This is a genomic window from Microbacterium arborescens, from assembly GCF_030369635.1.
GTDB lineage: Bacteria > Actinomycetota > Actinomycetes > Actinomycetales > Microbacteriaceae > Microbacterium.
In genome coordinates this window covers 1,546,607-1,570,485 of the sequence record NZ_CP128474.1, presented here as the reverse complement: position 1 = coordinate 1,570,485, position 23,879 = coordinate 1,546,607, and the positions used below count along the sequence as shown (strand labels likewise).

The following is a 23,879-nucleotide window of genomic DNA, read 5'->3' as shown; positions in this document are numbered from 1 at the left end:
TCAGTCCGCGCTGGTGACCGACTGGATGCTGCCGTCGCTGGTGAGATTGACCAGAAGGACCTCTTCGGTCGAGTCGGGGTCGAGGGCATATTCGAGCACGGCGAACGGGTCGGATCCCCCATGCTCGTCGGCCAGGATCGTCATGCTGATCAGCTGAAGCGATCGGATGACGTCCATATGAACGTCGCCTGAGATGTCGACCAGGTACGACTCGATGTCTTCGCCGAGCTCCTCCTGCTGCTGGAGGATGAACTCGATCACCTCGCTCGTGCGATCGTTGAGCTCGGAGACCATGGCATTGCGGGCAGACAGGTCGATCGATTCGATCGCCGAGATCATCGCGGCAGCGACATCGAGGGCGGCGGCGGACACGTCATCCTGATCCGGAGCCGTCAGGTCGACGGTGACCGTCTGGTCACCGATCTCGACGTGATCCGACCAGAAGATCGATCCGTCCGGCCCCGACTCGAGGAGTCCGAAGTAGTCGTGCTCGATCGCCATGTGTTTATGAAACCAGCCGTGAGGGTGCGGGGGAAGTCCTGATGCGGCGCGGCGCGGGAGTCAATCGACGAGCGCCGACGCGAAGACGTGCGGGGTGAAGCCGGTGAGGTCGTTGATGCCCTCTCCTTGACCGAGCAGCTTCACGGGGATGCCGGTGCGCTCCTGCACCGCGAGGACGAATCCGCCGCGGGCGGAGCCGTCGAGTTTCGTGAGCACCAGGCCGGTCACTCCCGCGTGCTCGAGGAACGCCTCGGCCTGCATGACGCCGTTCTGACCGGTCGTCGCGTCGAGAACCAGCAGCACCTCGCTGATGGGTGCCTGCTTCTCGATGACGCGGCGGATCTTGGTGAGTTCGTCCATGAGCCCGCCCTTGGTGTGAAGGCGGCCGGCCGTGTCGACGAGCACGATCTCGGTGCCCGTCTGCTTGGCGTAGTCGATCGTCTGGAAAGCGACCGAAGCCGGATCCTGCCCTTCCTGTTGCGGGCGGACGATCTGAGCACCGCCGCGCTCGGCCCACGTCGCGAGCTGATCGACGGCAGCGGCGCGGAAGGTGTCGGCAGCGCCGACGACGACCGAGCGGCCGTAGCGCTGCAGGAACTTGGCGAACTTGCCGATCGTCGTGGTCTTGCCCACCCCGTTGACCCCGACGACCAGGACCACCGCGGGACGTTCGGTCAAGCGCAGAGTCGAGTCGAAGGCGGCGAACCGCTCCTCGAGCGTCTCCTTCAGCATCCGCTGGAGGTCGCGAGGGTCGGTCGTGCGGTAGCGTTCGACCTTGCCGCGCAGGTCGTCCACCAGGCGCTCGGTGATGTCGGGCCCGAAGTCGGCGGTCAGGAGCGCCGTCTCGAGGTCGTCCCACGTGTTCTCGTCGATGGTCGGCTTGACGAAGAGCCCGCGCAACGCGCGCGAGAGCGACCAGGGATTCTCGGCCATACCCCTCAGCCTACGGCGCCTGCACGCTCACGTACGCGCTGGCCCACGACCGCCGACACCCCGTCCTGACGCATGGACACGCCGTAGAGGGCATCCGCGATCTCCATCGTGCGCTTTTGATGCGTGATCACGATGAGCTGACTCGACTCTCGGAGCTGCTCGAAGACGCCGAGCAGCCGCCCGAGGTTCGCATCATCGAGCGCCGCCTCGACCTCGTCGAGGATGTAGAACGGGCTCGGGCGCGCCTTGAAGATCGCCGTCAGCAGAGCCACCGCCGCGAGCGAGCGCTCGCCTCCCGAGAGCAGCGACAGTCGCTCGATCTTCTTTCCCACCGGTCGCACCGAGACCTCGATGCCGGTCGTCAGCGGATTGTCGGGGTCGGTGAGCGAGATGCTGCCCGTGCCGCCCGGGAACAGGATCGGGAACACCTCACCGAACGCGACCTTCGTGTCTTCGAATGCAGCCAGGAAGATCGTCTGCATGCGCTCGTCGAGCTCACCGATGATCGTCAGGAGATCCGCGCGCGTCTGCGTGAGATCGGCGAGCTGCTCGGTGAGGAACGCGTGTCGCTGCTCGAGCGCCGCGTACTCCTCCAGCGCCAGCGGATTCACGCGGCCGAGCTGCCCGAGCTTCCGCTCCGCGTCCGTCAGACGGCGGCGCTGAGACGCCCGGTCGAATGGCACCGCCTCACCGCCATCGTCGAGGACGGGCTGGTCCGGGCCATATTCCGAAACGAGAATGTCTTCGTCGAAGCCCAGCTCGGAGCCGACGCGTTCGAGCAGGCTCGTCACGTGGAGCTTCTTCTCGTGCATCTGCATCTCGAGTCCGTGCACGGAGTCCGTCAGGGCCGCGAGCCGGCTGCGGGCCGCCTGGTCCTGCTTCCGGAGCTCGGCGAGTTCGGCGGTGATCTCGCTCCGTGCCTGTTCGGCACGTCCGAGCTCGACACGGGCCGCGGCCACCGACCGATCGATGGACGCGATCAGAGGCGGCAACTGGGCGGCGACGGCATCCGCGATCGCGCGCTGCTGCCGGCGGATGACGGCGCGCCGGGCCGCTTCTGCCGCCGCCGCCCGCTCCCGCTCGCGCTGTCGTTCGAGCTGGACGACCCGTGCCTCGCCGGCCCGCACCCGCTCACGCAAGGTCTCGATGTCGAGGCGCGCGCGCATCTCGCGTTCCCGGGCCTGCTCGAGGGCGTCGAGAAGCCCGTCGCGCGCCGATGCATCGAGGATCGGGCGCGGAGCGGCGGCCGCTGCCGCCAGAGCCTCTTCCGCTTCCCGGGCTGCCGACTCGGCTTCCGCCGCCGCATGGACCGCCGGCGCGATGCCCGCCTCGAGCCGATCGCATTCCGCCACCGCCGCCTCGTAGCGCACGGTGACCCTGTTGAGCTTCTCGGCGTCCGCCGCGAGCGCAGCATCGTGGGCACGGAGAGTCTCGAGGGCGGTTCGGGTACGGGCACGAGCGTCGGTCCATGCCGCCTGGGCGTCGGTCAACGACTCGCGAAGCGCGTCAGCGACGACGCTCATCTCGCTCAATCGATCTGCCGCCGCGTCTCGCTCCGCGGCGAGCTCGAGGTGCGAGCGACCTTCGCCCGAGCCGGCCCGCACCGTGCGCCACGACACGAGCTCGCCCTGCTTGGTCACGGCTACGGCACGCCCGCGATCGTTCGCGCTCCAACCATCGCGGATGCGCACAGCGGCGTCGAGGTCGTCCGCGATGAGTACGTTCTCCAGTTGCCCGATGACGCCGTCGGGACCACTGACGACGTCGGTCGCGCGAACAGCACCCGGTGGGGCGGCGACAGCCGCTCCCCGCGCAGCGTCCGCTAGGACGATGTCGACCACGCCCAGGTCTTCCGTGGAAGCGGTGGCCGCAGCACGCAGCGCTGCCGCCACATCGACCGCGAGCACGCCTTCAGCGAGCGCCCCCAGAGCCGCAGCCACGGGTGCCTCGTAGCCCGGCTCGACCCTCAGGGCGTCGGCGACGAGCGACCGGAGCCCGTCGTCGCCGCGCGACAGGAGGTCGGCAGCGGCGTTTCGGACCTCGAGCGCACGCCCGAGTGCGGCCGTCTGCGCCGTCAGCGACTCGACCTCGCGCTCGGCCGCGTGCAGTCTCTCGCGGATCCCGGCCAGCGCGGTCTCGGCGTCCGTCGCGTCGCGCTGAGCCCGCTCGTAGGCGGCGGCGTGCTCGGCGGAGCTGACCTCGGGAGCCGCGTCGGCCTGGACCTGTTCGAGGGCTGCCTCTGCCTCGGCGCGGCGCGCCCGAGCGGCATCGAGACCCCGCTGCTGCCGCTCCACCGCCGCACGAAGGGCATCCAGCCGGGACGCTGCGGCCTCGGCGCGCCCGCGGAGCTTGGTGAGGCGCATGTCGTGCTCCGAGACGAGAGCGCTCTGCGCCGCGATGTCGGCGTCGAGCGCATCGAGTTCAGCGCGCGCCCGGATGACATCGCGCGATGCCGCAGCAGCCGCATCCTGCGCATCGCCGACGCCCGACGCGATGTCGTCGATCTCCTGCCGCGCCTCGTCGATGGCGGACTGCCCGACCGTGGCGACCTCGGTGGAGAGCTGGCCGTCGTCCTCGAGAAGCGCGCGGCGCTGCGCCGCGAGCGTGTGCAGTCCGCGCACCCGCTCCTGGACCTGCTCGAGCGCGAACGCGGTTGCGCGTGCCCTGTCGACGGCCTCGGATCGCTGCTCGGCCTCGAGCTCGTCGATGCGTCGTTTGACGCCGTCGAGCCGGTCCTGCAGCACGAGGCGTTCGGCGTGACGCTCGTGCTCGTCGCGTGCATGGTCGGCGAGCTGGGAGCGCAGCGCGACGAGGTCGTCGGCGTACAGCCTCGCCTTCGCGTCGCGGACGACGGCGGCGATCGTCGCGGCTTCGCGCGCGATCTCGGCCTGTTTGCCGAGGGGCTTCAGCTGCCGCCGCAGCTCGCCCGCCAGGTCGCTCAACCGCGTGAGGTTGGCCTCCATCGCCTCGAGCTTGCGGACCGTCTTCTCTTTGCGGCGGCGGTGCTTCAGGATGCCCGCCGCTTCCTCGATGAAACCGCGTCGGTCCTCGGCGCTCGCCTGCAGCACGGTGTCGAGCCGGCCCTGCCCGATGATCACGTGCATCTCGCGACCGAGGCCGGAGTCGCTCAGCAGCTCCTGCACGTCGAGCAGCCGGCACGTCTCGCCGTTGATCGCGTACTCGCTCGATCCGTTGCGGAACAGCGTGCGGCTGATCGTCACCTCGGCGTATTCGATCGGAAGCACGCCGTCGTGGTTGTCGATCGTCAGCTGGACCTCGGCGCGACCGAGCGGCCCGCGCGTCGCAGTTCCGGCGAAGATGACGTCTTCCATCTTCCCGCCGCGAAGGGTCTTGGCCCCCTGCTCGCCCATGACCCAGGCGAGCGCGTCGACGACGTTCGACTTGCCCGAGCCGTTGGGTCCGACGATGCAGGTGACGCCCGGTTCGAGCACGAAAGTGGTCGGCTGAGCGAACGACTTGAAGCCCTTGAGCGTGACGCTCTTCAGGTGCATGTCGGGCCCTCCCGGCGCTCGGTGGATGCCCACACGCTACCGGAGGATGACGAGCCGGACTTGACGCCGCACCGGGCGGACCGCTAGCGTCACTTCCCGCATCCCTGACGAAAGGAGGTTCCCCGATGTTGATTTCTGTCACCGCGTTTAACGCTGTTGCTGTTCGTTCCGAGCACCGCGACCGTTTCTCCTGCGTGATCGGTGGAGCCGCCGTCATGGGTGCTCCGCTGAACGTCTGAGTCTGCGAGTCCCTCGCCCCGTTCCGCCTCTCCGCCCGCGCGCCAACTCGCGTCGGGCCGCAGCCGACGGCTGCACCTGCGACGCACATCGTCGCCATCGCACGTCCGCCCTCTTCGAACGAGGACATCATGAACACCGTCGTACAACGACGTCCCGAGGTCGCGCCTGCGCGGCCTGCCATTTCCGAGCAGACGGTTCTCGGCCGTCCGACCCTCGCCCAGCGCCTTGCGCTGCGCATCGCACTGCGCCTCATCGTGTGGAGCGCGAACCGCGGCGCCAGCTCTGCTCCCGAGGTCGCGTACCGCCGCGAACAGCTCGCCGCCCGCGAGGCGCGCGAGCGGCACTGGGAACGCGCGTACCTGCTCACTCCCTACCGTTGATCCGCGGGGGTCTCGGTGACGAGACCCCCGCCGCCGAAAGAGAATTATGAACGACATCACTGCGCGGCTCGAGCTGCGCCCCCTCCGCATCCCCGAGAGCATCGACGCACCGGACGCCGCGGATTTCTGCGAGATGGTGCGCGTGCGCAATCTCGTGTACCGCGAGATCACCGGCGGCGATGACGATACCGCCCGCCCCGACGAGCTGCTCCCCCACTATCGCCCGAGCCCAGACGAGACGAGATTCAGCTGGCTTGCGGTGTGGGACGGCAGAGTCGTCGGGCGCGTGGGGCTCGACATCCCCCACGAAGCCGGATCCGACAGCGCGTACTCGCTCATCGAACTCCTGCGCGAGGTCCACGGACTCGGCATCGGTTCGCAGGCCCACGCGCTCGTCGAGCGGACCGCCCGCGACCATGGCCGCCACGTTCTGCAGACGTATGCCGAGCATCCCGACCAGCCGGGCGACAGGCTGGCCGCACCGACGGGGTACGGCGACATTCCACGCGACCATGCCGCGCGCTTCCTGCTGCGTCACGGCTACACGCTCGAGCAGATCAACCGGAAGAGCGTGCTCGATCTGACCGACTCCGCCGCCGTCGTCGATGAGCACCTGGCGAGAGCCACGGTGGCGGCCGCCGGGTATCGCGTCGTGCGATGGACCGCGCCGACGCCGCCGGAGTTCGTCGAAGGGTACGCCTGGCTCAAATCGCGCATGTCGACCGACGCCCCCGCCGCCGGCCTCGAGGTGGACGAGGAAGAGTGGGATGCCGCGCGCCTGGCCCGCCACGATGCGCGTTACGTCGAAGCGGAGCAGACACTGCTCGTGACTGCGGCGCAGCACGTCGAGACTGGCGAGCTCGCGGCCTTCAACGAGCTCATGATCAGCTCCGACCGCACCGGCGCGACCCACCAGCACGACACGCTCGTGGCGGCGTCCCACCGGGGCCACCGCCTCGGAATGCTCGTGAAGTGCGCGGGGCTCGTCGCGTGGCGCGACATCGCCCCCGATACACCCCGCGTCATCACCTACAACGCCGAAGAGAATCGCCCGATGCTCGACATCAACGAGGCAATCGGCTTCCGACCGGTGTCGTACGAAGGGGCGTGGAAGAAGCGGCTTTCGGATGACGCCGGGAGTGGCGCAGAGCGGACTTCGGCGTAATCTGTCAGGCAGCTATGCTGGTTTAGCCGGCATAGCTGCCTGCGCGCCGTTAAGACGAGAGATCGGGGCCGATAACGATGACCACCGCACCTGCACTGGCCCGCCCCGTGCGCCACATTCCGCTGGTCGAGGTCACCCGTGGCCCGCTCATCGAGGGGGTGCACTACGGCTCGTTCGCCGTCGTCTCCCCCGAGGGACATGTGCTCGCCGAGGGTGGAGACGGCGCAGCGCCGATGTACCCGCGCTCCGCGTTGAAGCCGCTGCAGGCCGTCGCGATGGTCCGTGCCGGCCTCGATCTGCCGGATCACCTGCTCGCGTTGAGCGCGGCCAGCCACTCGGGCGCCCCGATTCACCGCGCCGGCGCGCGGGAGATCCTCGAGATGCACGGGACGGATGCCGCCGCGCTGCGCAACGTGCAGGACCTGCCCTATGGCGTCGCGGAACGCCTTGTGTTCGTCCGCGGAGGCGGCGAACCGTCCCGGCTCGCACAGAACTGCTCGGGCAAGCACGCGGCCATGATCGCCACCTGCCTGATAAATGGGTGGTCGACGGACGACTACCTTCGAGCCGACCACCCACTGCAACGGCTCGTCGAGGCAACGGTCGCGGACCTCACCGGCGAACGCGCGGTCGCAGTCACCGTGGATGGCTGCGGCACCCCGCTTCTCGCCCACTCACTCCGGGGGATGGCACGCGCTTATGCCCGGCTCGCCACCGCACCCGACCATACGGCGGAGGCGCGGGTCGCGGCCGCGATGCGCGCGTTCCCGCAGATGGTGGCCGGGGAAGAGCGCGACGTCACGACGATGATGCGTGTCGTGCCGGGCTTGGTCGCCAAGGATGGCGCGGAGGGCGTGCAGCTGGGCGGGCTCGCGTCTCCGGCTGTCGGTATCGCCGTAAAGATCTCGGACGGAGGCGATCGCGCACGATCGACCATCACGGCCAGCATCCTCGAAGCGCTCGGAGTCGATCGGGACGCGCTCACTCGGCTCCGGAGCGCGCCCGTCCTCGGCGGCGGTGAGCCGGTCGGCGAGCTGCGCACGGTCGCCGGCGTCGTTCCCCGCCTGAACCCCTAGGGCGCGCCTCCATCCCATCCTCAGGATGACCGCAAGGCGAAGCTGTCGATGTGCTCGCCGTCGTCGTCGTACCAGACGAAGTCGACAGATGAGACACGCTCACGCGGAGAGGACGTCACTGCTCGCGCACTCGCCGCGAGGACGTCGTGCCACTCCTGCTCGTCGAGCGCACTCGCGTACGCGATTGAGAGGTGGAACACCCAGTCGTCGAGCGGAAGCTCCCCGATCCGGCGAACATCGGTGGCGTCGAGCAGCTCGGTCAAGCTCGAGTACGCCTCGGTCAGGGATTTCGTACGCGCAAGCCGCGCGATGAGGACTGCGAACGGGGGCGGGAACCCGTCGATCGCATCGACGATCAGGTCGATCGGCGTCATGGCGTCGGCCCATGACTCGATGAGGTCCCGCACCACGTGCACTCGGTCCGGCTCGTAGAGCCCGCGGAGTGTGACGTGCCCGGTGTTCGGGTGCGGCGTCGAGCCTGGCAGCCGCGTCAGAAGCTTCGACTGCTCGCTCTCGTAGAAGGCCGCCACCGCGACTGTCGGCCTGAGAACGATGTACTGCTGGCCACGCAGTGACGCCAACAACCCAGGCTCCGTCATGTAAGGGGTCAGCATCCGGGGCACTCCGATCCTTGTCGCGTCAGGAGAAACTACCGCTCGCAGCTCGGTCCTAACCCCTTGTTACAGGCCGCGCCGACGGGGCCTCATCCTCACCGAACGGACTCGGCACGACGGGGTAGACCCCGGTGTACCCCTCCCGTGAGGCGGCGATCTGTGCGATGCGCCGACGACACGCGAACCATCCCGCCGCCATGCCGGCTGACATGACGGCCGTCACGACCATCGTCTGTGGAGACGACACGAAGGTCATGACGAGCACGAACAGCAGGAAGAGCAGTGTCAGGTACCCGGTGTACGGGGCGCCGATCATGCGGAAGGACGGGCGGACCATCGCTCCCCGGTCGCTCAGGTGTTTCAGCCGCAGCTGACAGACGATGATGGTCGCCCAGGTGACGACGATGCACACGGCCGAAACGTTGAGCACGGTCTCGAACGCCTCCGACGGCGCGATGTAGTTCAGGAAGACCCCGACGAGCGCGACCACAGCGGTGAGCAGGATACCGCCGTACGGCACACCCGCACGGCTCATCCGGTTCGCGAACCTCGGCGCCGACCCTGCCGACGACATGGACCGGAGGATGCGGCCGGTGGAGTACAAGCCGGCGTTCAGCGAGGACAGCGCCGCCGTGAGGACCACGAAGTTCATCAGCGTATCCACGCCCTGCACGCCGATGGAGGCGAAGAAGGTGACGAACGGGCTCTCCCCCGCGCTGTACGCGGTGTACGGCAGCAGGAGGGCCAGCAACAGCACGGAGCCGACGTAGAAGATCACGATGCGGATGATCACGGCATTGATGGCGCGCGGCATCACCTTCTCCGGGTTCTTGGTCTCGCCGGCCGCGGTGCCGATCAACTCGATCGACGCGTAGGCGAAGATGACGCCCTGCATCACCAGGATCATGGGCAGCAGCCCGTTGGGGAAGAAGCCGCCGTTGCCCGAAAGCAACGCGAAACCGACGTCCTGACCGTCGATCGGCGTACCGAAGAACACGAAGTACGCACCGACCGCGAGGAAGCTGACGAGCGCACCGACTTTGATGAATGCGAACCAGAACTCGAGCTCACCGAACACCTTGACGGAGAGCAGGTTGAGGGTGAGCACCAGGACGAGAGCAGTCAGAGCCCAGACCCATTGGGGCACCGCACCGATCCACGGGACGTACTTTCCGAAGAAGTTCATGTACAGGGCAGCGGCGGTGATGTCGACGATCGCCGTCGTCGCCCACGACACCCAGTAGAACCATCCGGACACGAAGGCGGCCTTCTCTCCGAAGAACTCTCGGGCGTAAGACACGAACGAGCCCGACGACGGCCGGTGGAGCACCAGCTCCCCGAGTGCGCGGAGGATGAAGAACGCGAAAAGACCGCAGAGGGCGTAGGACAGCACGAGAGACGGCCCCGCGGTCTCGAGCCGGCCACCGGCGCCGAGGAAGAGCCCGGTCCCGATCGAACCGCCGATCGCGATCATGTTGATCTGGCGGGCAGACAGATTCTTGCTGTAGCCCTTTTCCTCGTTCACCAGCGCGGCATCCGACACGTCTTCCCTCGCCTCGTTGCGAGGGGCTTCACTGCTGGACATCTCTTCCTCTCAGAAGGTTCAGCCGGTTGCTGAACCGGCCTGTTTCGGGCACGCCGATAGACGGCACGCTGCGGATGGTGGAACAACGCGGTGTTCGCGGGAACACCGGTCGGCGATGGACTCGGGGCGTGGTCGTCGGAAGGCACGTCCTCGCGTCAGGAGTCGGCGATCATCGGCGCCGGCGTTTCAGATCACAGCCTGTCGATACGATCCACGGCCGCGTCCACGGCGCGCAGATGATGGCTCATGGCAGCCGAAGCCTCGCCCGGCGCTCCAGCCGCGATGGCTTCGAGGATGCGGCGGTGCTCGACGTCGGATTCTTCCGCGCGGGCTGCGACGAGGGTCAGGAATCCGGATTGCCGAACCATGGCCTCGCGGATCTCGCCGACCATGCGCTCGAAGATGCCGTTGCGGCTCAGTCGCGCAATGGTCGTGTGGAATCGGGCGTCGAGCTCGACCCACCGGATGATGCCGCCGTCGAGCTCGCCGCGCGTGATGGCTTCCATTTCGTCGATCAGCTGCCTCAACGTCGCGACGTCGTCGTCGCTCCGATGTGCAGCGGCGAGGGCGACAGCGGGCATCTCGATATGGGGTCGAGCCTCGGACAGTTCACGAGCCGAGTAGCGGCCGAGCTTCAGGCCCTCGTCCTCGGTCTGCGAGACGACGCGAGTCCCACTCCCCGTCCGGGTGACGGTCAGGCCCAGGGTCGCGCACCCGAGGAGCGCTTCGCGAACGACCGGCCGGCTGACACCGAACTCGGCGGCGAGCTTGGCCTCGGACGGCAGCTTCGAACCGACGGGGAAGGTCCCGTCACGGATCGCCTTGCGGAGCGCTCGAAGCACGGCTTCGGCTGCTGGTACCCGGCGGATGGGTGCGAGCACGCCCGGTTTCGCGTCTTCAGCCATCGGCTCAACCTCCCGGAGCGGCAACATGATTAGCTGCCTGACAGCTTATGAAAGCACGGCGACTCGTCCACGCGCAAGGGTTGCGCCCCGCTCGTGCCACGTACGGCGGGCGCGGAGCACGCCTGCCCCGTCACCTCCGCCGCTGGCAGCGCGGGCAGTAGTGCGATGAGCGATTCGTGAACGCGACCCGGATGATCGCGGACCCGCACCGCGAACATTCCGCTCCGGTGCGCCCGTAGGCCTCGAGCGAGTGAGCGAAGTAGCCGGCCTGCCCGTTGACGTTGACGTACTGGGCGTCGAAACTCGTACCGCCCTCTGCAAGAGCCTTCGTCATGACCGCGACGACGGCCTCGAGGAGGCGTTCACGCGCAGGCCGCGAGAGGAGGGATGCCGCGGTCTCCGGGTGAATGCGGGCAGCCCACAGCGCCTCGTCGGCGTAGATGTTGCCGATGCCGCTGACCACAGCCTGGTCGAGCAGGACGCGCTTGATGCCCGACGAGCGGCGGGCCAGCTCCCGATGAAAGCGCGGCGCGTCGAAGGCCGGGTCGAGGGGGTCGCGGGCGATGTGTCGCACCTGACCCGGAACCAGTGCAGCATCGGTTCCCCGCCCGCCTGCGGCTCCGTCGGCGGTGGCCTCGAGATCGTCCACTGCGAGGGAGCCGAAGGTCCGCTGGTCGACGAAGAGCACGGCGAGCTCGCCGTGCTCGGGATGAACGATGTCCCAGCGAATGCGCTCGTGACGCTCGGTGGGCGCACCCGGCTCGCGGAGCAGCATCTGCCCGCTCATCCCGAGGTGCGCGATCACAGCGCGACCCGTGCCCTGCACCGGGAACCACAGGAACTTGCCGCGGCGCGCTACCGCCTTCAACGAGCGGCCGGTCAGCTCGCGCTCGAACGACTCCGGCGTCCCGACGTGTCGGGTGAGCGCGCGAGGGTCCAGGACCGTGCACGCCTCGATACGCGCACCGACGACGGCAGGCTCGAGCCCGGCACGAACGACCTCGACCTCGGGCAGTTCAGGCACGGGCTGACAGCTCGTGCCACACAGACAGGGCCGCAGCCATCTCCGCCTGTTTCTTGCTGCTCCCCACGCCTTGGCGTGACACGTCGCCAACCGTGACGGTCGCGGTGAACACGCGGTTGTGGTCCGGTCCCGACGCCTCGATAGCGTATACGGGCGGCGCGACCCCCAGATGGGCCGCCAGCTCCTGCAGCGAAGTCTTCGGGTCCATGGCAGCGCCGTACCGCGCCGGATCCGCTAGCAGGGGGGCGACCAATCGCAGCACGAGGTCTTGCGCCTTCTCGGCCCCCGCCGACAGGAACGCCGCGCCGATCACGGCCTCCATCGCGTCGGCGAGGATCGAGTCCTTGTCGCGCCCGCCGGTTTGCGTCTCGCCGCGGCCGAGCATGATGTGGTCGCCGAGCCCGATCGTCCGAGCGACCTCGGCGAGAGCGACCGTCGAGACGACACTCGCACGCCGCTTGGCCAACGCCCCCTCATCGAGGTCGGGATGGGTGCGGAAGAGGTGCACGGTGACGGCTTGGCCCAGGATCGAGTCGCCGAGGAATTCCAGGCGCTCGTTGTGGGGCGTCCCGCCGTTCTCATAGGCATACGACCGATGAGTGAGGGCGAGCGACAGAAGCTCGGGGTCGATGTCGACCCCGAGCTTGTCGGTGAGCGCCGAGCGCTCGGTGATGTTCTCAGTCACGCCGCTCGTCGTCAGACGTCAGCGACCTTGCGACCCTTGTACTCGAGGAACAGCTCGGTGCCCTGCGAGTCGGTGACGACCTTCGCCTGGTGGGGGCGGCTGTAGACGACCTTGCCGTTCTCGATGGTCTTGACGAGGGCGGGAGCCTCGGCCTTCCACTGCGCGCGACGCGAACGCGTGTTGGAGCGGGAGACCTTCCGCTTCGGGGGGTTACCTGCCATGGCTAGCTCTTCTCTGTGTCGGGCGCGACGCGGTGGTCTGCGTCGTCGTGGTCTGGGGTGTAGGCCGTCAGCGCGGCCCAGCGCGGGTCGATCTGCACCTGCTCGGCAGGTTCCGTTCCCGGCGTCAGCTTCTCACCCGTGACCGGGTCGAGCCCGGGGCAATCCGGCTGACACACCGGCTGGAACGGAAGCGCCAGGACGATCGAGTCCCTGACCGGAGTTTCAAGATCCACGTGGTCGTCTTGAACCTCGAAGTCGGACGCTTCGTCCCCAGAATACCCGAAGAGCTCCTGAAACTCGATTCGGAGGGGGCGTGTCAGCTCCGTGAGGCACCGACCGCACACACCGTCGTAGACGGTGTCGGCCTCAGCGGTCGCCAGGATGCCCTCGTGCACCGACTCGAGGCGTACCTCGAGATCGATCGGCTGGCCCGCAGCGACGGAGACGAGACCCTCGCCCCACTTGTCGGGCGCGGGCACGCTGAACGCGAACTCCCGCATCTCCCCCGGCTGGCGCACGATGTCGTGCACGGGGATGACGAATGGTCCGGTGACGTGCTTTCTACCCACGATCGACCATGGTAGTCGCCGCGAGGGCGTCCGGACTCAGATGCCGCGCGATCCCGTGTCGAGGAAGCGGGCGACGGGCCCCGGTACGAACGGCGCGACGTCTCCGCCGAGCGAGGCGACCTGTCGCACGAGCGAGCTCGACACGAGCGCGTGCGCCGGGTCGGGAAGCAGGAACACGGTCTCGATCCGGGCGAGGTGTCGGTTCACGATCGCCATCGGCGTCTCGTAGGCCACGTCGACCTGCGAGCGGATGCCCTTGACGAGGATGCCGGCGCCGACGTCGGTGGCATAGTCGACGAGCAGACCCATGCTCCACGCCGCAACCACGATCTCGCCCTCGATGCCGGCCTCGTCGATCGACTGCTCGAGAAGCGCCTGCCGCTGCGCGATGGGGAGCATCGCCTCTTTGCCGGGGTTGTGGACCACCAGGACGTGGAGCTGGTCGTACAGAGCCGCAGCCCGACGGATCACATCGAGATGGCCGAGGGTCGGCGGATCGAAGGAGCCGGGCACGACCGCGATCCGGTTGCTCATGGTCTGAGCCTAGTTCCTGTGGAGCGCGCCGCGCTCCTCTTCGCCCAGGCGCCGCGCGATGGCGGCGGCGAGCCCGGGATGCCCCGACAGATCGGGGTCGTGCTGCAGCACCGACGCGGCCTCGTCGCGCGCCTGCGCGATCAGATCGGCATCAGCGACGACGCGCAGGAGACGCAGCGATGACCGCGCGCCCGACTGAGCGTCGCCCAGGACGTCTCCCTCGCCTCGGAGCTCGAGGTCGACCTCGGCGAGGGAGAAGCCGTCGGTCGTGGCCGCTACTGCCTCTACGCGCGACCGCGCAGCCGTGTCGGGGTCGGCCTCGGTGACGAGGAGACACAGCCCGGGCACGCTCCCCCGGCCGACGCGTCCGCGGAGCTGGTGCAGCTGCGACACACCGAAGCGCTCGGCCTCGAGGATCACCATCGTCGAGGCATTGGGCACGTCGACGCCGACCTCCACCACGGTCGTGGCCACGAGTACGTCGATTTCACCGCGGGCGAAGGCCTGCATGACGGCATCCTTCTCGTCGGCTGGCATCTTGCCGTGCAACGTCGCCACGGTGAGGTCTGCGAACGACGGATGCTGTGCAAGCATCGCGGTGGCCTGCACGACTCCCCAGCGTGTGCGCGTTCGCGTTCCGTCTTCGAGCATGCCCGCGTCGTCGGTGTCGTCGACGACGGCCTTCTCGGCGTCGATCGCCGCACACACGACGAAGGCCTGCCTGCCGGCCGCGACCTCTTCCGCCACGCGCTCCCACACACGGCCGAACCATCCCGGCTTCTCGGCGAGGGGCGCGACGAACGTGGAGATGCCCGCGCGCCCGGTCGGCATCGTGCGGATCGTGGAGACGTCGAGGTCTCCGAAGACCGTCATCGCCACCGTCCGCGGAATCGGCGTCGCGGTCAGGACGAGCACGTGCGGGGAGGTGCCTTTCGCGCGAAGCGCCTCGCGCTGCTCGACGCCGAACCGGTGCTGCTCGTCGACGACGACCAGACCGAGATCGGCGAATGTCGTCGAGGCGCTCAGCAGCGCGTGGGTGCCCACGACGATCCGCGCTTGCCCGGATGCCGCGCGCAGGGCGGCCTTTCGCCGTTCGGCCGCGGGCTGCGCCCCGGTGAGCAGCGTGGGCATGAGCTCGGGCGCCAGTCGCGGGCCGAGCATCTTCGCAATCGATCGCACGTGCTGCGCGGCGAGAACCTCGGTCGGCGCGATGAGCGCAGCCTGGCCTCCGGACTGCGCGACCTGCAGCATCGCCCGCAGGGCCACGAGCGTCTTGCCCGATCCGACCTCGCCCTGCACCAATCTGTTCATCGGCCATTCGTTGACGAGATCGTCGGCGATCGCGTCGCCGACAGCGATCTGATCGGGCGTGCGCTCGAACGGGAGGGCGGCGTCGAACTGCTCGAGCAGGTCGCCCGCGGGCCGCGCGGTGGCGGCGAGCTGCCGCACCTGGATGCGATGTTGCAGCAGCGCCGCCTGGAGGACGAAGGCCTCGTGCATGCGGAGCGTCTCGAACCCCGGACGCACCTGCTCGGGGACAGTCGGTGTGTGCACCTGGACGAGCGCCGTCCGTGCATCGAGGAGCTGACGGCGTTCGCGCAGTTCGTCGGGCAGCGGATCGGGCACGTCGCCGAGCCGGCCGATCACGTCGGCGATGATCTTGCGCAGCTGCCAGCTCGTGATGGTGCTCGTGGCGGAGTAGATGGGGATCGGTTCGAGGCTTCGTGCCACGGCCGTCACGCGCGCCTCGACCTCGTCGTCGAAGAGCTCGTAGTCGGGGTGGGCGAACTGCTGCTTCCCCTTGAACACGCCGACCTTGCCGGAGAAGATGCCCTGCCGCCCGACACGGAGCTCTTGCAGCCGCCATTTCTGTCCGAAGAAGGTCAGTGTCGCCTCGCCGACACCGTCGCTGATGACGACCTCGATCAGCGACCCGCGACGCTGACGCATGGGACGCTCGGACACCGATTTCACCTCGGCGACGATCGTCGCCATCTCGCCCACGGGAAGGGACGAGATGGGGGTCAGCTCACCCCGACGGGCGTAGCGACGCGGGTAGTGCGCGAGCAGGTCGCCGACCGTCGACATCGAGAACGCGCGCGACAGAGTCGCGGCGACCTTCTCACCCACGGCCTGCACCAGCGGGGTATCCAGGTCGACCTGCGGCATGGAGTCGAGTCTAGGCAGGAGGTCGGACACGCTGCCGCCAGGCTCTACGGTAAGAGCATGCTCCGACGCGCGATCGCCCGCCTCTTCTGGACGTTCAGCCGCTGGCGCCTCGTCAGCACCCCCGCCCCCACAGGGCCGACCATCCTCATCGGCGCGCCGCACACCTCCAACTGGGACTTCGTGCTGATGCTCGCGATCGCGTGGCGCCTGCAGATACCCATCCGTTGGCTCGGCAAGAAGAGCCTGTTCCGCGGCTGGCGGCGCGGCCCGATGCGTCGTCTGGGCGGCATCCCCGTCGATCGCGACGACCCCTCGCGCGTCGTCGAGGATGTGCTCGCGCAGATCGCCGCGGGCGAGGTGTTCGGTCTCGTCATCACCCCTGATGGGACGCGCACCTCCCGTAACGGGTGGAAGTCGGGCTTCTATCGCATCGCCCGCGCCTCGGGCCTGCCCGTGACCCTCGGGTACGTCGATCGCACCACCATGACCACCGGCCTCGGCCCGACGATCGAGCTCACGGGCGACGTCGCCGCCGACATGGACGTCATCCGCGAGTTCTACGCCGATAAGGCCGGGTTCCGTCCCGAGCTGCGCAGCGAGCCGCGCCTGCGCGACGAGGAACGCGGCAGCGCCGGCGACGACACTGTCACGCGGGCTGCGGGGCCGTCATGACGCGGATCATCGCCGGCTCCGCGGGATCGCTCGTCCTGCGGGTTCCCGATCGGGGCACCCGCCCGACGAGCGACCGGGTGCGCGAATCGCTCTTCGGCGGGCTCGACGCGTCGGGCATCCTCGACGGCGCCCGCGTGCTCGACCTCTATGCCGGCTCCGGCGCCCTCGGACTCGAGGCTGTCAGCCGTGGAGCGGCGTCCGTCGACCTCGTCGAGAAGTCGACCGCGGCAGCCGCGGTGACCGAGCGGAATGCGCGCACTGTCGCCCGTGCCGTCGGCTCATCGGCCGTCCGAGTCCATCGCAGCAGCGCCGACGCATTCCTCCAGTCGGCATCCGGGCCCTTCGACCTCGTCTTCGTCGACCCGCCATACGACCTCGACGACGAAGCCCTCGCGGTCACTCTCGCGCTGCTGGGCGAGGTCGCCGCGCCGGGTGCGATCGTCATCGTCGAACGCGCCAGCCGCTCCCCCGAGCCCCGTGTTCCGGCGCTCCTCGAACCGCTGCGCAGCAAGCGCTACGGCGACACTGCGCTGTGGTGGTTCGAACGCGCGATCGACGACGATCAGCCGCCGGCACCGTCCCAGTCGCGATAGGGATCCCATCCGCCGGCTGACCGCTCCGCCCGACCGTCGACGGTGAGCGGGATGGAACCGGCCTCACTCACCGAACCGATCGCACGGAAGCCCGCCGGCAGGGCCGTCCCCTCGGGGAAGGTCGCGAGGAGGGCGTGATCCTCCCCGCCGCGGAGAGCACGATCGCTGTCCACGCCGAGCGCACTCCGTTCGAGGTCGACCGTCACGCCGGACGAACGGGCGAGCCGACGGGCATCCCGCACGAGTCCGTCGGAGACGTCCATCATCGCGGTGGCCCCAGAGCGCGCCGCGACCACCCCAGAGGCGATGGGCGGGCGCGGGCGGAGCTGGCCCGCCACCGCCGCACGCTCTGAGTCGGACAGCGACCCGGCGTCGACAGTGATGGCGGCGCCTCGCTCATCGCGGAACCGTTCGAACAGGATGTCGAGACCCGCCGCCGCGAGCCCGACATCTCCGCAGATCGCCACGACGTCGCCGGGACGCGCACCCGACCGCAGCACCGGAGCGCGACCGGGTTCCAGCTCGCCGATCGCGGTGACGGCGACCGTGAGCGTGTCAGAACTGGTGAGATCGCCCCCGGCGACCCGGCATCCCGGTGCGAGCTCCTCGCAGGCCTCACGGAGGCCGGCCGCGAGCTCGCCCACGAACCCGATGGTCGTCTCGGGAGGCATCGCCAGCGCGACGAACAGCGCGACGGGGCGTGCACCCATCGCGGCGACGTCGGCGAGATTGACCGCCGCTGCCTTCGCGCCGAGGTCTCGACCCGACGACCACGCGAGACGGAAGTCGGGACCGTGGATGAGCGTGTCCGTGGTCACGACGACGCGCGCGTCGCTGAGACGGAGGACCGCCGCGTCGTCGCCCGGCCCGACAAGGGCATCCGAGGGACCGAGGCATTCGAGAATGTGCGCGAGCACCGCCTCTTCCGAGAGCGAGCCGACGGGGGTGGCGGATGCGGGCTCGGGCATGCGTCCACGCTACCGCCGCGGTCGGCCCTGCTCGCCGCGCAGTACCCTGGAGAGGTGTCCCGCCGCCGAATGATCCCCGCTCTCGTCCTGGCCTCGGTGGCCCTCGTCCTCGCAGGCTGCGCCGGTACCGTCAACGTTCCATCGGCGCCGCAGGCGAACTCCCCCGAGTGCGCGGACGTCATGGTCCGCCTTCCCCAGACCGTTGCCGGTGCGGAGCGACGCTGGACCGACAGTCAGGCCACCGCGGCATGGGGCGACCCCACGACCGTCATCTTCTCGTGCGGCGTCGCGTCGCCCGGTCCGACGACGCTGCGGTGCGAGTCGGTGGCGGGCGTCGACTGGGTGATCGACGAGTCCGAAGCACCCAAGTTCCGGGTCGTCACATTCGGCCGCACCCCCGCCGTCGAGCTCTACTTCGACACCGAGACCTCCGACGACGTGCAAGGCGTCTCGAGCCGCCAGGTGCTCGACGAGCTCTCGCGGGTCGTCTCCCGCCTCCCCCGCGACGGCGGCGAATGCGTCGACCGCGCGGAGGCGACGCCGGTGCCGACGCCGGTCAGCCCCTGAGGCAGTGCCACAGGCCGCGTCGTCCGCGTGCGCTCAGACGCGCTCGGACACTCGCGAGAGCGCGACCTCGATCAGTTCGGAGATGAGATCGCCGTAGCTGAGGCCCGAGGCGATCCAGCACTTGGGGAACATCGAGATCGGCGTGAACCCCGGCATCGTGTTCAGCTCGTTGACGTACAGGCCGTCCGCCGTCTGGAAGAAGTCGACGCGCGCCAGACCGCGACCGTCGACGGCGGTGAAAGCGGCGACCGCCATGCGCTGGAGCGCATCGATCTCGTCGGCCGTGACGTCGGCGGGGCAGACGACCTCCGCGCCGTCACCACCGAGGTACTTGCCTTCGAAGTCGTAGAACTCGCGGGTCGTCAGCACGATCTCGCCCGGCAACGACGCGCGGGCCGGCTCACCGCCGCGACCTTCCAGGACCGCCACCTCGACCTCGCGGCCGACGATCGCAGGCTCGATGAGCACCTTGCCGTCTTCCGCGAACGCCAGCTCGAGAGCGGCGTCGAGTTCAGCAGCCTCGTGGACCTTCGAGACGCCGACGCTCGATCCGGCGCGCGCCGGCTTGACGAAGCTCGGGATGCCGAGGGCTGCGGCATCCGCTCGAACGCCCTCGGGATCACGACGCCATCGCGCCTCGTCTACGGTCACCCACGGAGCGACCGGGATGCCGGCTGCCTGCAGCACGATCTTCATGAAGTGCTTGTCCATGCACAGCGCGGAATCGAAGACCCCGCCTCCGGCGTAGGGCAGCTGCAGCGTGTCGAAGAAGCCCTGAATCGTGCCGTCCTCGCCGTGGGGACCGTGCAGGATCGGCAGCACGACATCGACTTCGCCGAGCGCGTCGACCGTTCCGTCGGCGCGGCGCACGCGCAGCTCGCGACGGCCGCCGGGCTCCGGCCACAGCACCCGTGTGCCGTTGTCGGCGACCTCGGGCATCCGTTCCGGGTTCAGGGCGAACTTGTCGGCGTCGTCGTCCTCGAGGACGAACGCGCCTTCCCGCGTGATCCCGACCGGGATCACGCGATAGCGCTCACGATCGATCGCGCGCAGCACCCCGGCCGCCGTGGCGGAACTGATCGAATGCTCGCTGGAACGCCCGCCGAAGAGCACCGCTACTGTTGTCGTCGCCATGGGGGGTCCTCTCGCCGGTCGGCTTGTCGTCGTCGGTGGTCAGGTGGGGCGCGATGTCGCGCGGGTTCATCGTGCCGTCCAAGACCATCTTGACCTGCTCGACGATGGGCATCTGCACCCCCGCCGCGCGCGCCAGCGTCAGAACGGGCGCCACCGAAGCGAGTCCCTCGGCGGTCTGGTCCATCTGCTTCACGACGTCCTGGAACGAGAACCCCTGTCCGAGCAGGCGTCCGGCGGTGTTGTTGCGACTGAGGGGCGATTGGCACGTCGCGATCAGGTCGCCGAGCCCGGCGAGACCCTGGAGCGTCTCGGGTTGCGCGCCCTGTGCCACCGCGAAGTCCGTCATCTCGACGAGACCGCGCGTGATGATCGAGGCCTTCGTGTTCTCGCCGTACCCGACACCGTCGACGATGCCGATCGCGACGGCGATGAGGTTCTTGAGCACACCGCCGAACTCGGTGCCGACCACGTCGGTGTTCACGAACGAGCGGAAGTAGGTGTTGCGAGACCGCAGCGCGACGGCTTCGGCGGTCTCCTGGCTGGTCGAGGCGATGACCGCAGCCGTCGGCTGCTCCCGCGCGATCTCGAGCGCCAGGTTCGGGCCGGAGGCCACGGCGATGCGATTCGGGTCGCAGTCGAGACCCTGCTCGATCACCTGACTCATCCGCAGTCCCGTGCGCTTCTCCACCCCCTTCATGAGGGAGACCACCGGCATGGAGCCGCCGGCGATCAGTGGACGGATGGCCGTGAGGTTCTCGCGCAGCGCCTGGCTCGAGACGGCGAGGTAGACCTGTTCGGCCCCCTCCAGCGCCTCCGAGAGATGATGGGTGGCCGTCATCGAACGCGGAAGATTGATGCCGGGGAGATACCGGCTGTTGCGCTTGCCCTCGCGGATCTCATGCGCGAGTTCCGCGCGCCTCGCCCACATCGTGACCTGCGCGCCGCCGTCCGCGAGGACCTTCCCGAACGTCGTACCCCAGCTTCCCGAGCCGATGACGGTGACGCGGGGGCCAATGGTTTCGGTCTTACGGCTCAAGGCGACCCGTCTCCTTCTGACCGTGCTGCCCCGGGTTCCAGCGCTGGGCGGGCGGCTCTTCGCCGCGTAGCTCTCCGAGCAGACCCGCGATGCGTCCCATCACCGCATCCGTCGCCGCGACGAGCTGACTGGGCGACGGTGTGACGCCGGACTCGAGGGGCAGCTCGACGCGCGGGCCGAACCGCACCCGGATGCGCTTGCGGAGCGGCCACACGCTGAACTTGCCGTAGCGCGGCATGATTGCCTGCACTCCCCACGTCGCGACGGGGATGATCGGGATGTCGCCCGCCACCGCGACGCGAACCGCGCCGGACTTGCCGCGCATCGGCCACAGATCGGGCTCCCGCGTGAGGGACCCTTCCGGGTAGACGATCACGCCACGACCGTCGGCCACCAGCTCGGCGGCCTGGGCGATCGCCTGCCCCGCAGCGGATGCCGACGTCGTCCGCGAGACGGGGATCATGCCGAGGCCCTTGAGCACCGCGCCGACGACCGGAACCCGGAAGAGGCTCTCCTTCGCCATGAATCGCGGCGCCCGTCCGAGCCGCCAGGTCGCGACGGCGATCACGATCGGATCGAACTCGCTGTAGTGGTTCGGCGCGAGGACGTACGGACCCTCTTCAGGCAGATGCTCCCCACCCTCGATCTCGATCTTGGCGAGCAGACCGACCGCAGGCAGGACGACGGCTGCCGCCAACCAGAACGGAGTCGGCTTCGTCTTCTCGGGGGACGCGCGACGGCGGTTGTGGGACATGCGTCAGCCGATGATGTCGAAGTCGGCGCCGAGCGCCTCGAGCTTGTCGAAGAACTTCTCGTAGCCCCGGCGGATGATCCCGACGTTGCGAACGACCGACGTCCCCTCGGCTGCGAGAGCCGCGATGACGTAGCTGTAGCCGCCGCGGAGGTCGGGCACGACCACGTCCGCGCCGTGCAACGGCGTGGGGCCGGTGATCACGGCCGCCTGCTCGAGGGCCCGGCGCGGGACACGACGCTCCGGGCTCGCGATGCCCTCGGGGTGCACGACGATCTGCGCGCCCATCTTGTTCAGCGCCTGAGTGAACCCGAGTCGGTTCTCGTACACCGTCTCGTGGACGGTCGAGACGCCTTCGGCCTGCGTCAGGGCGACGATGAGCGGCTGCTGCCAGTCGGTCATGAACCCGGGGTGGACGTCGGTCTCGACCGAGACGGGGCGCAGCGCGCCGTCACGACGGAAGCGGATGCCGTCCTCCCGGATGTCGAAGTCGCCTCCGGCCTTGCGGAAGACGTTGAGGAACGTCAGCATCTCCTGCTGCTTCGCACCGCCGACGAAGATGTCGCCGTCGGTCGCCAGAGCGGCGCACGCCCACGACGCCGCTTCGTTGCGGTCGAAGATCGATCGGTGGTCGTAGCCGCGGAGCTTGTCGACACCTTCGATGAAGATGACGCGGTTCGGCTCATAGGAGATGATCGCGCCCATCTTCTGCAGGACGGCGATGAGGTCCATGATCTCGGGCTCGATGGCGGCGTTGCGAAGCTCGGTCGTGCCCTTGGCACGCACCGCGGTCAGCAGAACCTGCTCCGTCGCGCCGACGCTCGGGTAGGGCAGCTCGATGTCGGCCCCGTGGAGGCCGTCGGGTGCCGAGAGGCGGATGCCGCTGGGCTGCTTGTCGACGATCGCTCCGAACTTGCGCAGCGCGTCGAGGTGGAAGTCGATCGGTCGGTCGCCGATGCGGCATCCACCGAGGTCGGGGATGAAGGCCTGACCGAGCAGGTGCAGGAGCGGCCCGCAGAACAGGATCGGGATGCGCGAGGCACCCGCGTGCGCATCGATCTCCTCGAAGCCCGCCGACTCCGCCCCGCTCGGGTCGAGCCGGTACGTGCCTTCGCCGTCGTCGGCCACCGTCACACCATGCACCTCGAGCAGCGAGCGCACCACGGCGACATCGCTGATATCGGGCACGTCCCGCAACACGCTCTCGGTCCCACCGAGCAGCGAGGCCACCATCGCCTTCGTCGCGAAGTTCTTCGCACCCTTGACGTCGACACGTCCGACGAGGGGCCGTCCGCCCCGGATCTCGAGGATCTCGCCGTCTTCGCGGCGGCTGCCGTTCTCCGATGCGTTCGGCTCACTCGACGGAGTGCTCATGCAGGACTTCCTCACTTGGTGATCGAGGGCGGGGCGGATTCTCGCCCCACGGTTCAGGGGCGTGATCCGGGGCTACGCGACGGGGAGTGTCCGAGGTCGCCACGCCTCGCGGCGCGCCTCGAACTGCGCGATCGCCTCTTCATTGCGCAGCGTGAGCCCGATGTCATCGAGTCCCTCGAGGAGCCTCCAACGAGTGTAATCGTCGATCTCGAAGGCGACTCGGAGGTCGCCGAGAGAGGCGACGCGCGCCTCGAGGTCGACGGTCATCTGCACGCCGGGCTGCGCGTCGACGGCAGCCCAGATCGCCTCGCGGTCGCTCTCGGAGATGATGCCCGCGAGGAGCCCCTGCTTGCCCGCATTGCCGCGGAAGATGTCGGCGAACTTCGGTGCGAGCACGACGCGGAAGCCGTAGTCGCGCAACGCCCACACGGCGTGCTCGCGGCTCGATCCGGTGCCGAAGTCGGGTCCGGCCACGAGGATCGAGGCGCCGGAGAAGACCGGCTGGTTCAGCACGAACTCGGGGTCCTGCCGCCAGTTGGCGAAGAGCGCGTCCTCGAAACCGGTCTTCGTGACACGCTTCAGGTATACGGCGGGGATGATCTGGTCGGTGTCGACCGCGGAACGCTTGAGGGGCGCGACGACACCGGTGTGGGTCTCGAACTTCTCCATGT

General features: G+C 68.9%; 24 protein-coding genes. 6 read left to right on the top strand and 18 right to left on the bottom strand.

Annotated elements, in window-relative coordinates:
- The 3 genes from QUC20_RS07470 to smc are packed head-to-tail and all read right to left on the bottom strand — an operon-like array spanning window position 1 to window position 4,946.
- Window positions 1-501: a DUF2004 domain-containing protein gene (locus QUC20_RS07470; RefSeq protein ID WP_120262714.1), complete on the bottom strand. Its 501-nt coding sequence runs from the start codon at window positions 499-501 to the stop codon at window positions 1-3.
- A 60-nt stretch (window positions 502-561) separates the two neighbouring features.
- Complete coding sequence (ftsY, locus tag QUC20_RS07465) at window positions 562-1,434, bottom strand: signal recognition particle-docking protein FtsY (protein WP_120262715.1); 873 nt, start codon at window positions 1,432-1,434, stop codon at window positions 562-564.
- Window positions 1,435-1,439: 5 nt separating this feature from the next.
- Window positions 1,440-4,946, bottom strand: a complete 3,507-nt coding sequence (smc, locus tag QUC20_RS07460; protein WP_289331386.1) for a chromosome segregation protein SMC — start codon at window positions 4,944-4,946, stop codon at window positions 1,440-1,442.
- A 368-nt stretch (window positions 4,947-5,314) separates the two neighbouring features.
- On the opposite strand from smc, the gene QUC20_RS07455 reads away from it, so the two are divergent.
- From QUC20_RS07455 to QUC20_RS07445, 3 genes are all read left to right on the top strand, one after another.
- Entirely contained in the window at window positions 5,315-5,566 is a 252-nt protein-coding gene (locus QUC20_RS07455) for a hypothetical protein (protein ID WP_289331385.1), read from the top strand.
- A 46-nt stretch (window positions 5,567-5,612) separates the two neighbouring features.
- Window positions 5,613-6,731 carry a GNAT family N-acetyltransferase gene (locus tag QUC20_RS07450; protein ID WP_289331384.1) on the top strand — a complete coding sequence of 373 codons (1,119 nt, stop codon included), beginning with the start codon at window positions 5,613-5,615 and terminating at the stop codon, window positions 6,729-6,731.
- A 77-nt stretch (window positions 6,732-6,808) separates the two neighbouring features.
- Window positions 6,809-7,807, top strand: a complete 999-nt coding sequence (locus tag QUC20_RS07445) for an asparaginase (RefSeq protein ID WP_289331383.1) — start codon at window positions 6,809-6,811, stop codon at window positions 7,805-7,807.
- Between the two features lie 20 nt (window positions 7,808-7,827).
- On the opposite strand, the gene QUC20_RS07440 is transcribed toward QUC20_RS07445, so the two are convergent.
- The 9 genes from QUC20_RS07440 to QUC20_RS07400 all read right to left on the bottom strand — a co-directional run bounded on the left by QUC20_RS07440 (window position 7,828) and on the right by QUC20_RS07400 (window position 16,113).
- On the bottom strand, window positions 7,828-8,388 hold the full coding sequence (locus tag QUC20_RS07440; protein ID WP_289331382.1) for a 2'-5' RNA ligase family protein: 561 nt from the start codon (window positions 8,386-8,388) through the stop codon (window positions 7,828-7,830).
- 88 nt (window positions 8,389-8,476) lie between these two features.
- Entirely contained in the window at window positions 8,477-10,006 is a 1,530-nt protein-coding gene (locus tag QUC20_RS07435) for an amino acid permease (protein WP_289331381.1), read from the bottom strand.
- Between the two features lie 191 nt (window positions 10,007-10,197).
- The gene (locus QUC20_RS07430; RefSeq protein ID WP_120262721.1) at window positions 10,198-10,911 is read right to left on the bottom strand and encodes a FadR/GntR family transcriptional regulator; all 714 of its coding nucleotides are present in this window, start codon (window positions 10,909-10,911) and stop codon (window positions 10,198-10,200) included.
- A 130-nt stretch (window positions 10,912-11,041) separates the two neighbouring features.
- Window positions 11,042-11,935 carry a bifunctional DNA-formamidopyrimidine glycosylase/DNA-(apurinic or apyrimidinic site) lyase gene (gene mutM, locus QUC20_RS07425; protein WP_289331380.1) on the bottom strand — a complete coding sequence of 298 codons (894 nt, stop codon included), beginning with the start codon at window positions 11,933-11,935 and terminating at the stop codon, window positions 11,042-11,044.
- Window positions 11,928-12,620, bottom strand: a complete 693-nt coding sequence (gene rnc, locus QUC20_RS07420) for a ribonuclease III (RefSeq protein ID WP_120262723.1) — start codon at window positions 12,618-12,620, stop codon at window positions 11,928-11,930. Before rnc ends, mutM begins: the two co-directional genes overlap by 8 nt.
- An 11-nt stretch (window positions 12,621-12,631) precedes the next feature.
- Entirely contained in the window at window positions 12,632-12,841 is a 210-nt protein-coding gene (rpmF, locus tag QUC20_RS07415; protein ID WP_013586329.1) for a 50S ribosomal protein L32, read from the bottom strand.
- A 2-nt stretch (window positions 12,842-12,843) separates the two neighbouring features.
- Window positions 12,844-13,341, bottom strand: a complete 498-nt coding sequence (locus tag QUC20_RS07410) for a YceD family protein (RefSeq protein WP_120264314.1) — start codon at window positions 13,339-13,341, stop codon at window positions 12,844-12,846.
- A 105-nt stretch (window positions 13,342-13,446) separates the two neighbouring features.
- Window positions 13,447-13,944, bottom strand: coding sequence for a pantetheine-phosphate adenylyltransferase (gene coaD, locus QUC20_RS07405; protein WP_120262724.1), 498 nt, complete (start codon window positions 13,942-13,944; stop codon window positions 13,447-13,449).
- 9 nt (window positions 13,945-13,953) lie between these two features.
- The gene (locus QUC20_RS07400; RefSeq protein WP_120262725.1) at window positions 13,954-16,113 is read right to left on the bottom strand and encodes an ATP-dependent DNA helicase RecG; all 2,160 of its coding nucleotides are present in this window, start codon (window positions 16,111-16,113) and stop codon (window positions 13,954-13,956) included.
- A gap of 57 nt (window positions 16,114-16,170) precedes the next feature.
- Here QUC20_RS07400 and QUC20_RS07395 point away from each other — a divergent pair, with 57 nt between their 5' ends.
- The gene (locus QUC20_RS07395; RefSeq protein WP_289331379.1) at window positions 16,171-16,785 is read left to right on the top strand and encodes a 1-acyl-sn-glycerol-3-phosphate acyltransferase; all 615 of its coding nucleotides are present in this window, start codon (window positions 16,171-16,173) and stop codon (window positions 16,783-16,785) included.
- A complete protein-coding gene (gene rsmD, locus QUC20_RS07390; RefSeq protein WP_289331378.1) occupies window positions 16,782-17,378 on the top strand; it encodes a 16S rRNA (guanine(966)-N(2))-methyltransferase RsmD in 597 nt (198 codons plus the stop codon). The genes QUC20_RS07395 and rsmD overlap by 4 nt, the downstream gene beginning before the upstream one ends.
- Here rsmD and thiL read toward each other — a convergent pair.
- A complete protein-coding gene (thiL, locus tag QUC20_RS07385) occupies window positions 17,348-18,346 on the bottom strand; it encodes a thiamine-phosphate kinase (RefSeq protein WP_289331377.1) in 999 nt (332 codons plus the stop codon). The genes rsmD and thiL overlap by 31 nt on opposite strands.
- Before the next feature lie 54 nt (window positions 18,347-18,400).
- Here thiL and QUC20_RS07380 point away from each other — a divergent pair, with 54 nt between their 5' ends.
- Window positions 18,401-18,913: a DUF3515 family protein gene (locus QUC20_RS07380; RefSeq protein ID WP_289331376.1), complete on the top strand. Its 513-nt coding sequence runs from the start codon at window positions 18,401-18,403 to the stop codon at window positions 18,911-18,913.
- A 33-nt stretch (window positions 18,914-18,946) separates the two neighbouring features.
- Here QUC20_RS07380 and QUC20_RS07375 read toward each other — a convergent pair whose 3' ends face one another.
- The 5 genes from QUC20_RS07375 to leuD form a co-directional block, all read right to left on the bottom strand.
- Window positions 18,947-20,047, bottom strand: coding sequence for a D-alanine--D-alanine ligase family protein (locus tag QUC20_RS07375; RefSeq protein WP_120262730.1), 1,101 nt, complete (start codon window positions 20,045-20,047; stop codon window positions 18,947-18,949).
- A complete protein-coding gene (locus QUC20_RS07370) occupies window positions 19,947-21,083 on the bottom strand; it encodes an NAD(P)H-dependent glycerol-3-phosphate dehydrogenase (protein ID WP_120262731.1) in 1,137 nt (378 codons plus the stop codon). Before QUC20_RS07370 ends, QUC20_RS07375 begins: the two co-directional genes overlap by 101 nt.
- A complete protein-coding gene (locus tag QUC20_RS07365; protein WP_120262732.1) occupies window positions 21,073-21,837 on the bottom strand; it encodes a lysophospholipid acyltransferase family protein in 765 nt (254 codons plus the stop codon). The genes QUC20_RS07370 and QUC20_RS07365 overlap by 11 nt, the downstream gene beginning before the upstream one ends.
- 3 nt (window positions 21,838-21,840) lie before the next feature.
- Window positions 21,841-23,208: a UDP-N-acetylglucosamine 1-carboxyvinyltransferase gene (gene murA / locus QUC20_RS07360; RefSeq protein WP_120262733.1), complete on the bottom strand. Its 1,368-nt coding sequence runs from the start codon at window positions 23,206-23,208 to the stop codon at window positions 21,841-21,843.
- Between the two features lie 72 nt (window positions 23,209-23,280).
- Entirely contained in the window at window positions 23,281-23,877 is a 597-nt protein-coding gene (leuD, locus tag QUC20_RS07355) for a 3-isopropylmalate dehydratase small subunit (protein ID WP_289331375.1), read from the bottom strand.
- Window positions 23,878-23,879 lie beyond the last annotated feature (2 nt).

What these genes read in the sequence shown, in the direction of transcription:
- QUC20_RS07470 (WP_120262714.1), bottom strand. Translation starts at nt 501, where the DNA reads ATGGCGATCGAGCACGACTACTTCGGACTCCTCGAGTCGGGGCCGGAC.
- ftsY (WP_120262715.1), bottom strand. Translation starts at nt 1,434, where the DNA reads ATGGCCGAGAATCCCTGGTCGCTCTCGCGCGCGTTGCGCGGGCTCTTC.
- smc (WP_289331386.1), bottom strand. Translation starts at nt 4,946, where the DNA reads ATGCACCTGAAGAGCGTCACGCTCAAGGGCTTCAAGTCGTTCGCTCAG.
- QUC20_RS07455 (WP_289331385.1), top strand. Translation starts at nt 5,315, where the DNA reads ATGAACACCGTCGTACAACGACGTCCCGAGGTCGCGCCTGCGCGGCCT.
- QUC20_RS07450 (WP_289331384.1), top strand. Translation starts at nt 5,613, where the DNA reads ATGAACGACATCACTGCGCGGCTCGAGCTGCGCCCCCTCCGCATCCCC.
- QUC20_RS07445 (WP_289331383.1), top strand. Translation starts at nt 6,809, where the DNA reads ATGACCACCGCACCTGCACTGGCCCGCCCCGTGCGCCACATTCCGCTG.
- QUC20_RS07435 (WP_289331381.1), bottom strand. Translation starts at nt 10,006, where the DNA reads ATGTCCAGCAGTGAAGCCCCTCGCAACGAGGCGAGGGAAGACGTGTCG.
- QUC20_RS07430 (WP_120262721.1), bottom strand. Translation starts at nt 10,911, where the DNA reads ATGGCTGAAGACGCGAAACCGGGCGTGCTCGCACCCATCCGCCGGGTA.
- rpmF (WP_013586329.1), bottom strand. Translation starts at nt 12,841, where the DNA reads ATGGCAGGTAACCCCCCGAAGCGGAAGGTCTCCCGCTCCAACACGCGT.
- QUC20_RS07410 (WP_120264314.1), bottom strand. Translation starts at nt 13,341, where the DNA reads ATGCGGGAGTTCGCGTTCAGCGTGCCCGCGCCCGACAAGTGGGGCGAG.
- coaD (WP_120262724.1), bottom strand. Translation starts at nt 13,944, where the DNA reads ATGAGCAACCGGATCGCGGTCGTGCCCGGCTCCTTCGATCCGCCGACC.
- QUC20_RS07400 (WP_120262725.1), bottom strand. Translation starts at nt 16,113, where the DNA reads ATGCCGCAGGTCGACCTGGATACCCCGCTGGTGCAGGCCGTGGGTGAG.
- QUC20_RS07395 (WP_289331379.1), top strand. Translation starts at nt 16,171, where the DNA reads ATGCTCCGACGCGCGATCGCCCGCCTCTTCTGGACGTTCAGCCGCTGG.
- rsmD (WP_289331378.1), top strand. Translation starts at nt 16,782, where the DNA reads ATGACGCGGATCATCGCCGGCTCCGCGGGATCGCTCGTCCTGCGGGTT.
- thiL (WP_289331377.1), bottom strand. Translation starts at nt 18,346, where the DNA reads ATGCCCGAGCCCGCATCCGCCACCCCCGTCGGCTCGCTCTCGGAAGAG.
- QUC20_RS07375 (WP_120262730.1), bottom strand. Translation starts at nt 20,047, where the DNA reads ATGGCGACGACAACAGTAGCGGTGCTCTTCGGCGGGCGTTCCAGCGAG.
- QUC20_RS07365 (WP_120262732.1), bottom strand. Translation starts at nt 21,837, where the DNA reads ATGTCCCACAACCGCCGTCGCGCGTCCCCCGAGAAGACGAAGCCGACT.
- murA (WP_120262733.1), bottom strand. Translation starts at nt 23,208, where the DNA reads ATGAGCACTCCGTCGAGTGAGCCGAACGCATCGGAGAACGGCAGCCGC.
- leuD (WP_289331375.1), bottom strand. Translation starts at nt 23,877, where the DNA reads ATGGAGAAGTTCGAGACCCACACCGGTGTCGTCGCGCCCCTCAAGCGT.